This window comes from Janthinobacterium tructae, from assembly GCF_006517255.1.
GTDB lineage: Bacteria > Pseudomonadota > Gammaproteobacteria > Burkholderiales > Burkholderiaceae_D > Janthinobacterium > Janthinobacterium tructae.
On the sequence record NZ_CP041185.1, the window covers coordinates 5,224,422 to 5,236,714 of the forward strand.

The following is a 12,293-nucleotide window of genomic DNA, read 5'->3' on the forward strand; positions in this document are numbered from 1 at the left end:
TCAATCCTGTTGAAAGAGGGTAGGGGGAGGCGGCGCCAGGTCGGCATCGTCGATGTCGTCGAGCGCGCCGGCGGAAATCTGGGGGGAGACAGTGGCGGCCGATTCCAGGGTCATGGCGGCCAGCTTCAGGCCGCGCCGGCACGCCAGTTTCAAATCGCTGCTGTCGTGGTAGAGCGACCAGCAGACGGCGGCGGAAAACGCGTCGCCGGCGCCCGTCACGTCGACGGCGGCCACTTCGCGCGCGGCCAGGTGCACGACAGGCGCGTCCAGGCCGTCGCCATCGGTGAAGTACACGCCTTCGCCGCCGCAGGTGACGATCACATGGCGCGCGCCCTGGCGCTGCACTTCGCGGCAGGCGGCGCGCACCTCAAACGCCGTGGGCAAGGCCCGCGCCACGCGCGTTTCCAGTTCGCCCCGGTTGAGGATCAGCAGATGTAAGCCCGTCAGGTCTTGCGGCAAATGCGCCATCTTCGGCTGCGACACGGCGACGATGACCAGCGGCGTGGCGTGGGCAGCATCCTGGCGTGCATCGGCCAGCAGTGCCTGCACGCTGTCGTGGCCCAGGTTCAGGTCGCAGACGGTGAGGGCGGCGGCGGCGCGCTGCGGCTGGCGGCTGTGCAAGAAGGCCGGGGTCAGCTGTTCGTAGAGTTGCATGTTGGCCATCGCCAGCAGCATTTCGCCATGCTCATCGAGCACGGCCGTATAGGTGCCGCTGCTGGTGTTGCTCAGATGCAAGCTGCCGCGCATGTCGATACCCGCATCTTCCGCGTGCGTCTGCAGGGCGTGGCCGGCCGCATCGTCGCCCAGCGCCGTCAGCAGGGCCACGGGGATAGCCAGGCGGGCCAGGTTTTCCGCGATGTTGCGGCCCACGCCGCCAAACACCTCTTCCGAGCGCACGGGATTCGAGGTGCCCATCTGCAGGGTGGCCAGGGTGCGCATCTTGCGGTCCAGGTTGGCGGCGCCGATGCACAGCACGGGGCGGCTGTCGGGCAGCACGTAGGCGCGTCCCAGCAGACGTCGTTCGCGTATCAGGCCGGCGATGTGGCCGGCCACGGCCGAGCGCGACAAGCCCAGTTCGCTCGCCAGGTCTTGCTGCGAGATGAAGGGATTGTTGCGGATCAGCGCATATAACTGGTCTTTTTTATTGGTATCGGTCACAAGTTTTCGCTGAAGGGTTAAACATTTGTCTGGAACTTTAAACATTTGTCTGTTTGGTGTCAAGCTTGTGCCAAGTTCGTGTCAAGTAGGCATAAAAAACCTTCGTATGGAGCTTGTATGCATGGATTTCCCGGGCATGGCAGGCCTGGGCTAGCCTCGACTATAATATCGGCCATTTATATTTGAATTGTATAAATGGGCAAGAAAAATGGTATTTGCCATACATATTCCGTTTGATGCATAGTGGCGGAAAATAGCAGCCATACGCATCTGGATAGTCCAGCAACAACCATATATACCCGTAACCTGGGCCGTACTTCTTCACCGGGGACGGCCGCGCAGGCAGCAACCATCATCATTAGTCAATCAGAGGATAACCATGTCGAACAACACCCCTTTCCACGCCGCCGAAATCATCCGTGCCCGCGCTCCTGAAAATTTCAAGCCGCGCGTGGCGATGATCCTCGGCTCCGGCCTGGGTGTGTTGGCCGAGCAGATGACGGACGCCGTCAGCATCAGCTTTGACGAATTGCCAGGTTTCCCGATCAGCACCGTGCACGGCCATGCCGGCGAACTGGTGGTCGGCACCCTGTCGGGCGTCGCTGTCGTCTGCATGAAGGGCCGTGGCCACTTCTATGAAGGCTATGGCATGGGCGTGATGACGAGCGCCATCCGCACCCTGAAGCTGCTGGGCTGCGAAATGCTGTTCGTCACCAACGCCGCCGGTTCCCTGCGCCCTGAAGTGGACGCCGGCAGCCTGGTGGCCATCAGCGACCATATCAATCTGCTGCCAGGCACGCCGATGGTCGGCCCGAACGACGACCGCTTCGGCCCGCGCTTCTTCAGCATGGCCAACGCCTACGATGCCGATCTGCGCAACCTGGTCAAGGACACGGCAGCCTCGAACGGCATCACCCTGCACGAAGGCGTGTTCGTCGCCTACCCTGGCCCGAACTTCGAGACGGCCGCCGAAATCCGCATGATGGCCCGCCTGGGCGCCGACACGGTCGGCATGTCCGTGGTGCCGGAAGTGGTCTCGGCCCGTCATTGCGACCTGAAAGTGGTGGGCGTATCCGTCATCACCAACCTGGCTGAAGGCATGTCGCCATTCGCCCTGTCGCACGAGCAAACCCTGAAATACGCGGCCATCGGCGCGAAAGACCTGGTCAAGCTGATCCTGGCTTTCCTCTCCAAGGTTGCTGAAAAACCGCAAGCCTAAATACTTTTTACGCAGTAGCGGCGCGCCGGCCACCGGCGCTGCCGCGCGGCAGGCCGGGAAAATCCGGCCTACACTGTCCGCATCATTCCGCATCATTCCGTAAAGCGAGCCTTATCATGTCACGCGCATTTATCCTCCTGCTTGATTCCTTCGGCCTTGGCGCGACGCCAGACGCCGCCAAGTATGGCGACGCAGGTGCCAATACCTTTGGCCACATTGCCAGCACTGTCGCCAAAAGCGGCAAGACCTTGAAACTCCCGAACATGGAACGCCTGGGACTGGGTGCCGCCGCGCACCTGGCCAGCGGCGAATGGGCCACCGGCTTCGACCAGCGCGACGGTTTCACCGGCGCCTACGGCGCGGCGCGCGAGCGCTCCACCGGCAAGGACACGCAGAGCGGCCACTGGGAAATCGCCGGCGTGCCCGTCGAATTCGACTGGGGCTACTTCCCCCGCACCACGCCATCGTTCCCGGCCGACCTGACCGACAAGCTCCAGGCCCTGTCCGGCGTGCCCGGCTTCCTCGGCGACTGCCATGCCTCGGGCACGGACATCATCAACAAGCATGGCGATGAACACGTCGCCACCGGCAAGCTGATTATCTATACCTCGGGCGACTCGGTGATGCAGATCGCCGCGCACGAAGAATCGTTCGGCCTCGAGCGTCTGTATGAAGTGTGCGAAATGGCCTTCAAGTTGGTCGAACCGTACAACATCGGCCGCGTCATCGCCCGCCCGTTCACGGGCAGCAATGGCAACTACACGCGCACTTCCAACCGCCACGACTATGCCGTCGCGCCGCCAAGCAAGACCCTGCTCGACCACGTCAAGGATGCGGGCGGCGAAGTCGTCGGCCTGGGCAAGATCAGCGACATTTTCGCTACCCAGGGTATTTCCAGGGTCGTCAAGGGCGTCGACAACATGGCGCTGTTCGAAGCGCTGTTGAAGACAGCCGATGAAGTGCAGGACAAGTCGCTCACCTTCGTGAACTTCGTCGATTTCGACCAGGCCTTCGGCCACCGCCGCAACGTCGAAGGCTATGCCGACGCGCTGCGCGAAATGGATGCGCGCCTGCCGGAATTCATGGCCAAGCTCAAGGAAGGCGACCTGGTCGTGATCACCGCCGACCATGGGTGCGACCCCACTTGGCACGGCTCCGACCACACCCGCGAACACATTCCGATGATCTTCTTCGGTCCCGGCGTCGCCCCGCGCGCACTGGGTATTTCCGAGACGTTCTCCGATATTGGCCAAACCCTCGCCAAGCACCTTGGCGTACCACCACTTGCTAATGGAACCAGCTTGTTATGACACTCATGCACCCCGAATTCAAGCGTAACGAGGCCGTTGGCCTCGACCTGGGCTGGATCAACCAGATCCGCGTCAACCGCGCCGCGACGGACCGCCGCGCGGCCAGCCTGGCGAACCGCCGTACGGTGAAAAAGGAATACCAGGCTGCCTGGCTGGTGAAAGCCATCCAGATGATCGACCTGACCACCCTCGGCGGCGACGATACGCCGGGCCGCGTGGAACGCCTGTGCATGAAGGCCATGCGCCCGCTGCGTGCGGACCTGATGGACGCACTGGGCCTGACGCAATTGAGCACCGGCGCCGTGTGCGTGTACCACGAGATGATTCAGCCGGCCGTGAAGGTCATCCAGGGCCGCTTGCCCATCGCCGCCGTGTCGACGGGTTTCCCGGCCGGCCTGACGAGCATGGAAACGAAGCTGCGCGAGATTGAACTGTCGGTCGCCGCGGGCGCTTCCGAGATCGATATCGTCATCACGCGCCAGCACGTCCTGAACGGCAACTGGCAAGTGCTGTACGACGAAATGCTGGCTTACCGCAAGGCTTGCGGCGTAGCGCACGTGAAGGCGATTCTCGCCACGGGCGATTTGCTGACCATGGAAAACGTGGCCAAGGCGTCGTGGGTCTGCATGATGGCCGGTGCCGATTTCATCAAGACCTCCACCGGTAAAGAGGGCGTGAACGCCACCATCCCAGTGGCCCTGACGATGGTGCGCACGATTCGCGAATACCACGAGCAGACGGGCTTCCAGGTGGGCTTCAAGCCGGCCGGCGGCGTCAGCTCGGCCAAGAGCGCGCTGCAATACCTGACCCTGATGAAGGAAGAACTGGGCAACGAATGGTTGCAACCGCACCTGTTCCGCATCGGCGCTTCCAGCCTGCTGACCGACATCGAGCGCCAGCTCGAGCACTACGTCACCGGCAGCTACTCGGCCAATCATCGTCACGCACAACCTTAAAGAACAATCGTCATGCCAACAATTAACGAGATTCTCACTACTATGGACTACGGCCCTGCTCCCGAAAGTCAAAAAGAAGCGCAGGCGTGGCTCGATGGCCACCAGCGCAAATTCGGTCTGTTCATCGACAATGCCTGGAGCGAGCCGGCGGAACTGTTCGCCTCGACCAATCCTGCCGACGGGACGCAACTGGCCGAACTGACGCAAGCGAGCGACGCGGACGTGGAACGCGCCGTGGCAGCGGCGCGCCGCGCGCTGCCCGTATGGCAGGGCATGGGTGGCCACGGCCGCGCGAAAGTCATGTACGCGCTGGCCCGTTTGCTGCAAAAGCATTCGCGCCTGTTCGCCGTGCTGGAAACGCTGGACAACGGCAAGACCATTCGCGAAACGCGCGATATCGACCTGCCGCTGGCCGCGCGCCATTTCTACCATCACGCCGGCTGGGCGCAGCTGCAATCGGAAGAATTTGCCGATTACCGCGCCGTGGGCGTGGTGGGCCAGATCGTGCCGTGGAATTTCCCCCTGCTGATGCTGTCGTGGAAAATCGCCCCGGCCCTGGCGGCCGGTAACACGGTGGTCTTCAAGCCGGCCGAATTCACCTCGCTCACCGCCATGCTGTTCGCCGAATTGTGCCTGCAAGCGGGCGTGCCGGCCGGCGTGGTCAATATCGTCACGGGTGACGGCACGGTGGGTGCCGCCATCGTCAACCATCCTGGCGTCGACAAGATCGCGTTTACGGGTTCCACCGAAGTGGGCCGCGCGATCCGTATCGCGACGGCCGGCAGCGGCAAGAAGCTCTCGCTGGAGCTGGGCGGCAAGTCGCCGTTCATCGTCTTTGAAGACGCGGACCTGGACGGCGCCGTGGAAGGCCTGGTCGATTCGATCTGGTTCAACCAGGGACAAGTCTGCTGCGCCGGTTCGCGCCTGCTGGTGCAGGAATCGATCCAGGAGCGCTTCCTGAACAAGGTGCGCGCGCGCATGGAAAACCTGCGCCTCGGCTCGCCGCTGGACAAATCGATGGACGTGGGCGCGCTGGTCGATCCGGTGCAGCGCCAGCGCATCGCCGCGCTGGTCGACTCTGCCCGTGCCGAAGGCTGCGACGTGTGGCAGCCGGCGTGCGAACTGCCGCTTGATGGCTCGTGGTTCCCGCCGACCCTGATCACGGGCGCGTCGACGTCGGCTGCCGTGGCGCAGGCTGAAATCTTCGGCCCCGTGCTCGTCGCCATGAGCTTCCGCACGCCGCCTGAAGCGGTGCAACTGGCGAACAACACGGTGTACGGCCTGGCCGCCAGCGTGTGGACCGAGTCGATCAGCCTGGCCCTCGATATCGCTCCCGCCATCAAGGCCGGCGTGGTGTGGATCAACAGCGCGAATCAGTTCGACGCGGCTTGTGGCTTCGGCGGCTATCGCGAATCGGGCTTCGGCCGTGAAGGCGGCCGCGAAGGCATGCTGGAATACATGACTGCCCTGGCCGAAGATGCGCGTCCGGCCCTGCCGGTGGTGGAAGCGAAGGCCAAGGCCAATGTGAAACCGGTTGCCGCCGATCCCTTCGCCATCGACCGCACGGCCAAGATGTATATCGGCGGCAAGCAGGCGCGCCCTGACAGCGCCTACAGCGCGCCCGTATTTGGCGTGAATGGCGCCTTGCTGGCCGAAGTGGGCCTGGGCAGCCGCAAGGATATCCGCAACGCCGTCGAAGCGGCGCACAAGGCGTCCGGCTGGACCAGCGCCACGGCGCACAACCGCGCGCAAGTGCTGTACTACATCGCCGAAAACCTCGCTGCGCGCGCCGACGAATTCGCCGCCCGCATCGCCGCCATGACGGGCAGTAAAAATCCCGAGAAGGAAGTGCAGGCATCGATCGAACGCCTGTTCTACTACGCCGCCTGGGCCGACAAGTACGACGGCCTGGCGCACCAGCCGCCCACCAAGGGCATCACCGTGGCGCTGAACGAAGCGGTCGGCGTGATCGGCATCGTCTGCCCGAATGAAGCGCCTTTGCTCGGTTTCATTTCGCTGGTGGCGCCGGCCATCGCGCTGGGCAACCGCGTGGTGGTAGTGCCGTCGGAAGCGCATCCGCTCTCCGCGCTGGACCTGTACCAGGTGTTCGATACGTCCGACCTGCCGGGCGGCGTCGTCAACATCATCAGCGGCAATGCCGATGAACTGGCGCGCACCCTGGCCACGCACGCCGACATCGACGCTGTCTGGCGCCATGACGGCTCGCTTGACGGTTGCGCGGAAGTCGAGCGCCTGTCGGCCGCTACCCTGAAGCGCACCTGGGTCGGTGGCGCCAAAGGCCGCGACTGGTACAGCGCGGCCCAAAGCGGCGGCCGTGCCGTGCTGGCGCATGCGTCGCAAGTGAAAAACGTGTGGATACCTTACGGTGTTTAACTGACTGATCATTGGAATTGTAAAGCTGGGGTCAGACCCGTCGGGGGGATACGCCAATGGGCGTATCCCGATCCCGCAGGGACTGACCCCAAACCTATTTTTATTGGAGTTATTCCATGTTGTTAACCCAGGAAATCATTCGCAAGAAGCGCGACAAGGGCGTGCTGAGCGCCGAGGAAATCCAGTTTTTTGTGCGCGGCATCACTGACGGCAGCGTCAGCGAAGGCCAGATCGCGGCGCTGGGCATGGCCGTCTATTTCAACGACATGAACATGGACGAGCGCGTCGCGTTTACCCTGGCCATGCGTGATTCCGGCCAGGTGCTGGACTGGCGTTCGCTGAACCTGCCTGGCCCCGTCGTCGACAAGCATTCGACGGGCGGCGTGGGCGATGTGGTTTCCCTGCTGCTGGGCCCCATGGTCGCCGCGTGCGGCGGCTACGTGCCGATGATCTCGGGCCGCGGCCTGGGCCACACGGGCGGCACCCTGGACAAGTTCGACGCCATTCCCGGCTATTGCACGGTGCCGGACAATGAACTGTTCCGCAAGGTGGTCAAGGAAGTTGGCGTGGCCATCATCGGCCAGACGGCCCAGCTGGCGCCGGCCGACAAGCGTTTTTACAGCATCCGCGACGTCACCGCTACGGTGGAATCAGTGGCCATGATTACCGGCTCCATCCTGTCGAAGAAACTGTCGGCCGGGCTGGATGCGCTGGTGATGGACGTCAAAGTGGGCACGGGCGCCTTCATGCCGACCTACGACAAATCGGTGGAGCTGGCCGAGAGCATCGTCGCCGTCGGCAATGGCGCGGGCATGCAGACCTCGGCGATTTTGACGGACATGAATGAATCGCTGGCGCCATACGCCGGCAATGCGCTGGAAGTACGCGGCGCCATGGATTACCTGACGGGCCGTTCGCGTCCCGCGCGCCTGCACGAAGTCACGTTGTCGCTGTGCGCCGAGATGCTGGTGCTGGGCGGCCTGGCGGCCACCGAAGAGGAAGCGCGCGTGAAATTGATGGCGGCCCTCGATTCGGGCGCAGCAGCCGAGCGCTTCTCGCGCATGGTCGCCGCCCTGGGCGGCCCGGCGGACCTGGTCGAGAACCCGGACAAGCATCTGGAGCAGGCGCCGTTCGTCGTGCCGGCACCGGCGTTGTCCGCCGGCTTTGCCAACGTGCGCGATTGCCGCGCCATCGGCCTGGCAGTGGTGGCCCTGGGTGGTGGCCGCCGCCGTCCGACGGACAGCATCGATTTCGCTGTCGGCCTGACGGATCTGGTAGGTCTGGGCGAGCAAGTATCCGTCGGCCAGCCGCTGGCCATGGTGCATGCGCGCACGCAAGCGGCGGCGCAGCAAGCCGTCAGGGAAATCCAGGAAGCGTATGCCATCAGCGCGGTGGCGCTGGCGGCCAGTCCGGTGATTTACCGTACGATTCGTCCGTAAACTATTTTTAGCCCCAAAGCAGGGTTTGGGGTCGTACCCTGAGGGTACGACCCCGGCCTTTGCGGGTTTTACAGGTAAATAATCAAATGAACAACCAAGAACTGATCGCCGAAGCCAACGCCGGGCGCGAACTGGCGTACGCACCATACTCGCGTTTCAAGGTGGGCGCGGCGCTGCTATGCAAGGATGGTCGCGTCTTCCGTGGCTGTAACGTGGAAAATGCCGCGTATGGCCTGTGCAATTGTGCCGAGCGCACGGCGTTTTTCAGCGCCATCGCGCATGGCTGTAAACCAGGCGATTTCGCCATGCTGGCCGTCACGGGCGACACGGCTGAACCGATCTCTCCATGCGGCGCCTGCCGCCAGGTGATCTTCGAGATGGGTGGCGCCGACCTGCCGGTGATCCTGACGAACCTGAAAAACGATGTCATGGAAGTGACGGCGGGCTGGCTGCTGCCGCACGGCTTCGGCAATTCCGACCTGGACATGAAGTAACAGGATACGCTTGAACAAGACGATCGACATCCAGGCCGCCGTGGCGATTGCCGCGGCCGAAGCCATGGCAGCCAAGACGCAGGGCACCTTCGGCGTGGGCGGCGTGCTGCTCGACGGCGCCGGCAACGTGCTGCAATCGATGCATAACAACGTCGTGCGCCAGGGCCTGGTGTTCGATCCCACCGCGCATGGCGAGCGACAGCTGGTGGACTGGTATTTCGCCGAGCGGGCCAAGGGCACGCCCTTGCCGCCGCCCGGCGAACTGACCATCGTCACCTCGCTCGACCCGTGCTGCATGTGCACGGGGGCGATTTTGGCGGCCGGCTTCAACGTGGTGGTGGCCGCGCCCGACGTCAAGGCGGGTATCAATTACGATGGCGGCGCCACGTTCACGGCGTTGCCGGCGCCGCTGCAGGCGCAGGCTGGCCGCAGCTTTTGCTATCCGGCCGTGCGCGGTGCCACCGAGTATGCGCGCTTGCCGTCCGGCGCCGCACCCAAATCTTTTTTCATCGGCAAGAGCATCCACGAGGCGACGCAGGCACTGTGCTCGCTGGTGTTCGAAGCGACATCGGCGCAGGTAATGCAGTTGCTGAACGCCGGCGACGACGTGCACCTGCGCGATCCCGCCACCTTGCCGTCCGAGCATGCCGTGGTGCGCGCTCTGCGCCGCCGCTATCCCGATGCCCTGACTTACCGCTGTGACCCGCATGCGCCCGATGCGGGCCTGGCGCCATTCCTGCAGGCGGCCATGGAGCAGGACGCACGCGATGGCGGCCAGGGCGACGCGGCCGCCTTGCTCGATTCCTTTGGCAACCTGCTGCTGTGCATGCCGGGAAAACTGGCGCAATCGGCCATCCGCACGCCGTTCATGGAATGCACGCGCCAGTACGCGCAGCTGCGTTTTGAATTGATGGCGAATGCGGCGCCGACGCTGCAGGAAGAAATCAAAAGCTACCTGGGCCACCCCAAGCATGGCACCTTCGTGCTGGCCATCGGCCCGGACGACAGCGCCGCCAGTTTCATGACCCTGGGCGCCTACGGCTCGACCATGGAAGGGGCGCTGCCGGAGAATAATCCGGCCCAGTTCCAGTACGTGCGCCCGGCCATGGCGCAAGATGCGCTGCTGGTGCTGTGCGACGCCATGCCGCCGCTGTACCGCAAGCTGATACGCATCCGGCCGTGCCAGGTGGTGGACCAGGCTTTGATCCGCGTACTGGGCTAGGCGTCGTCTTCGGGCAGGTTCTTGAGTAAAAAGTCGCGCACGTTTTCGCCCGCCACGCGGCGGATTTGTGCCTCCGACAGGCCCGCGTCGAGCAGCGCCTGCGTCAATCGCGGCAGGCCGGCGGCGTCGATGGCGGTGGTAACGGCGCCATCGAAGTCCGAGCCATACGCCACGTGCTGCGCGCCGATCAGTTTTACCGTGTAGGCGATGGCGCGCGCGATCGACGCCACGTCCTTGCCGCAGACGGCCGTATTCCAGAAACCGATGCCCACCAGGCCACCCTGGGCGGCGATGCGCTTCAATTGTGCGTCGCTGAGGTTGCGCCCATTGGCGCAGGTGCCGCGCACGCCCGTGTGCGACACCATCACGGGACGTTTCGCCAACGTTAACACGTCGTCGATGGTGGCCGGCGAGGCGTGTGCCAGGTCGACGATCATCTTGCGCTGCTCCATGGCGCGCAGCCATTGCCGGCCCAGCGGCGTCAGGCCGCCTTTTTTCAGGCCGTGCTGGGAGCCCGACAATTCCGTGTCGAAGAAATGCGTGGGCGCGGCCATGCGGTAGCCGGCCTGGTACAAGGTATCGAGGTTGTCCAGCTTGCCTTCGAGCGCATGTGCGCCTTCCAGTGTCAGCCAGCCGGCCAGCAGGTCCGGATTCTTTTCGCGCGCGGCGATGAAGCTGCGCAGCTGGGCGCGGCTGCCGATCACGCGCACCTTGCCGTCGCTCTTGGCCACTTGCTGGCGCAGCTCGTCGGCCTGGTAGGTAGCGCGTGCCAGCAGGCTGTTCCAGGTGGCGGGCGGCAAGCCTTGCGCCACCACCAGCGCCGTGATGTTGTCCGTGTCGCTGCCATTGCGCTCGATATTCATCTTGCGCGGCGTCTTGGTGACGACGGAAAAGGCTTGCAGCGCCACGTTGGCCCGCTGCAGGCGGGGAAAGTCGACATGGCCGCGCTGGCTGTCGCGGTTCAGATTGCGTTGCCACAGCAGGCTGTCGGCGTGCAGGTCGGCGATCCACAGGCTCTGGTGCAGGGCTACAGTGGCTGTCGAAGGCGCCTTGCCGGACGGCGGATGGACACGGTTGAGGTGCTCGTCCACGAGGACGGGAGCGGACAGGAAAGCGCCAGCCAGCGCAAGGCTGGCGGCGGTGAGGGTGCTGATAATCATTGTTCTCCGTCTTACCATGGGTCGTAGGTGCCCAGGCTCCAGATATGGCCTTCCGGGTCGCGGCACGTAAAGCCGCGTCCGCCGTAATCTTCATCCTTGATGTCGAGCACGATCTCGGCGCCGGCCTCGCGCGCGCTGCGGTAGACGGCATCGGCATCGCTGACGACCAGGTAGCAGTTTTGCGTGTTGGCGCCGCCGACGTCACCAGGCAGTTTCATCAGGCGGCCATAGTCGCTGTCGAGGGCCGGCGCCACCATGACCATGCCGTTGCCAAAGCTCAGTTGCGCATGGGCGACGCCACCATTGCCGTCAGGCACGATCAATTGTTTTTCAAAACCGAGCGCCTTGCATAGCCATTCGATGGCGGCGGGCGCGTCGCGGTAGCGCAGGCAGGGAATGGTCGTGCCGGTTGTAGCTTTTGCTGTCGTGGTCATCAGAAAACTCCTATGGCTGAGGGGGAGTAGCTTTGATCGTCTATTCAGCGTAGCGTTCCGTATTCAACCCTTCCATCGGGATGGGTTTGATGCCCGTCAATGCTGCGCGCACTCATAGTGCCATAGAACAATCATTGCACTCTTGCCACGACGAAAATTTTTATTGCGGTGACTGCGAAGAGTTCGCTGCCTTCGTGTCCGTGCCTGTATCGTCGCTGTTGCTTGCCCATCTCAGCAGCATGACGAGGGCAAACAGCATGATGGCCAGTGGCAAGATGGTGATCAGGAACGCCAGACCCAGGCAGCACACCAGCAGCATGGGCCAGGACATGTCGCGCAGGGCGGCCATGCCCTGGCGCGCGTAGGCGCACAGCTCGCTCCAGAAAGTGCTGAAGGAAGTGCTGCCCGGTGCCGAATTGATGTCTTTCATGCCGTTCTCCTGTGGTTGCCGCTGCCGTATGCAGGTTGGCGATGAATCCACTATAGGTAAAACCTTGCTGCCAGACA

At 63.7% G+C, this 12,293-nt stretch carries 11 protein-coding genes; 7 read left to right on the plus strand and 4 right to left on the minus strand.

Features of this window, described 5'->3' with window-relative positions; translation table 11 throughout:
* Entirely contained in the window at positions 1–1,158 is a 1,158-nt protein-coding gene (locus tag FJQ89_RS22985; protein ID WP_141171841.1) for a carbohydrate kinase, read from the minus strand.
* A 379-nt stretch (positions 1,159–1,537) separates the two neighbouring features.
* On the opposite strand from FJQ89_RS22985, the gene xapA reads away from it, so the two are divergent.
* The 7 genes from xapA to FJQ89_RS23020 all read left to right on the plus strand — a co-directional run bounded on the left by xapA (position 1,538) and on the right by FJQ89_RS23020 (position 10,192).
* Positions 1,538–2,377, plus strand: a complete 840-nt coding sequence (xapA, locus tag FJQ89_RS22990) for a xanthosine phosphorylase (RefSeq protein ID WP_141171842.1) — start codon at positions 1,538–1,540, stop codon at positions 2,375–2,377.
* A 116-nt stretch (positions 2,378–2,493) separates the two neighbouring features.
* Positions 2,494–3,687, plus strand: coding sequence for a phosphopentomutase (locus FJQ89_RS22995; protein WP_141171843.1), 1,194 nt, complete (start codon positions 2,494–2,496; stop codon positions 3,685–3,687).
* On the plus strand, positions 3,684–4,643 hold the full coding sequence (gene deoC / locus FJQ89_RS23000; RefSeq protein WP_141171844.1) for a deoxyribose-phosphate aldolase: 960 nt from the start codon (positions 3,684–3,686) through the stop codon (positions 4,641–4,643). The genes FJQ89_RS22995 and deoC overlap by 4 nt, the downstream gene beginning before the upstream one ends.
* Before the next feature lie 12 nt (positions 4,644–4,655).
* Positions 4,656–7,037 (plus strand): aldehyde dehydrogenase family protein, encoded by a 2,382-nt coding sequence (locus tag FJQ89_RS23005; RefSeq protein WP_423245170.1) that lies wholly within the window; start codon positions 4,656–4,658, stop codon positions 7,035–7,037.
* 116 nt (positions 7,038–7,153) lie between these two features.
* The gene (gene deoA, locus FJQ89_RS23010) at positions 7,154–8,476 is read left to right on the plus strand and encodes a thymidine phosphorylase (RefSeq protein ID WP_141171845.1); all 1,323 of its coding nucleotides are present in this window, start codon (positions 7,154–7,156) and stop codon (positions 8,474–8,476) included.
* Between the two features lie 86 nt (positions 8,477–8,562).
* Positions 8,563–8,970: a cytidine deaminase gene (locus FJQ89_RS23015; RefSeq protein ID WP_141171846.1), complete on the plus strand. Its 408-nt coding sequence runs from the start codon at positions 8,563–8,565 to the stop codon at positions 8,968–8,970.
* Positions 8,971–8,980: 10 nt separating this feature from the next.
* Positions 8,981–10,192 (plus strand): nucleoside deaminase, encoded by a 1,212-nt coding sequence (locus FJQ89_RS23020; protein WP_141171847.1) that lies wholly within the window; start codon positions 8,981–8,983, stop codon positions 10,190–10,192.
* Here FJQ89_RS23020 and FJQ89_RS23025 read toward each other — a convergent pair.
* From FJQ89_RS23025 to FJQ89_RS23035, 3 genes are all read right to left on the minus strand, one after another.
* Positions 10,189–11,352 carry a dipeptidase gene (locus FJQ89_RS23025; RefSeq protein ID WP_205704522.1) on the minus strand — a complete coding sequence of 388 codons (1,164 nt, stop codon included), beginning with the start codon at positions 11,350–11,352 and terminating at the stop codon, positions 10,189–10,191. The two genes, FJQ89_RS23020 and FJQ89_RS23025, sit on opposite strands and share 4 nt — an antisense overlap.
* Positions 11,353–11,363: 11 nt before the next feature.
* Positions 11,364–11,786, minus strand: coding sequence for a VOC family protein (locus FJQ89_RS23030; RefSeq protein ID WP_141171849.1), 423 nt, complete (start codon positions 11,784–11,786; stop codon positions 11,364–11,366).
* Positions 11,787–11,946: 160 nt separating this feature from the next.
* Positions 11,947–12,216 carry a hypothetical protein gene (locus tag FJQ89_RS23035; RefSeq protein ID WP_141171850.1) on the minus strand — a complete coding sequence of 90 codons (270 nt, stop codon included), beginning with the start codon at positions 12,214–12,216 and terminating at the stop codon, positions 11,947–11,949.
* Positions 12,217–12,293: the final 77 nt, after the last annotated feature.

Bases quoted from the DNA above. Each gene is read 5' to 3' on its own strand.
- FJQ89_RS23005 (WP_423245170.1), top strand. From the start codon at position 4,656: ATGCCAACAATTAACGAGATTCTCACTACTATGGACTACGGCCCTGCT.
- FJQ89_RS22995 (WP_141171843.1), top strand. From the start codon at position 2,494: ATGTCACGCGCATTTATCCTCCTGCTTGATTCCTTCGGCCTTGGCGCG.
- FJQ89_RS23015 (WP_141171846.1), top strand. From the start codon at position 8,563: ATGAACAACCAAGAACTGATCGCCGAAGCCAACGCCGGGCGCGAACTG.
- FJQ89_RS23025 (WP_205704522.1), bottom strand. From the start codon at position 11,352: ATGATTATCAGCACCCTCACCGCCGCCAGCCTTGCGCTGGCTGGCGCT.
- deoA (WP_141171845.1), top strand. From the start codon at position 7,154: ATGTTGTTAACCCAGGAAATCATTCGCAAGAAGCGCGACAAGGGCGTG.
- deoC (WP_141171844.1), top strand. From the start codon at position 3,684: ATGACACTCATGCACCCCGAATTCAAGCGTAACGAGGCCGTTGGCCTC.
- FJQ89_RS23035 (WP_141171850.1), bottom strand. From the start codon at position 12,216: ATGAAAGACATCAATTCGGCACCGGGCAGCACTTCCTTCAGCACTTTC.
- xapA (WP_141171842.1), top strand. From the start codon at position 1,538: ATGTCGAACAACACCCCTTTCCACGCCGCCGAAATCATCCGTGCCCGC.
- FJQ89_RS23030 (WP_141171849.1), bottom strand. From the start codon at position 11,786: ATGACCACGACAGCAAAAGCTACAACCGGCACGACCATTCCCTGCCTG.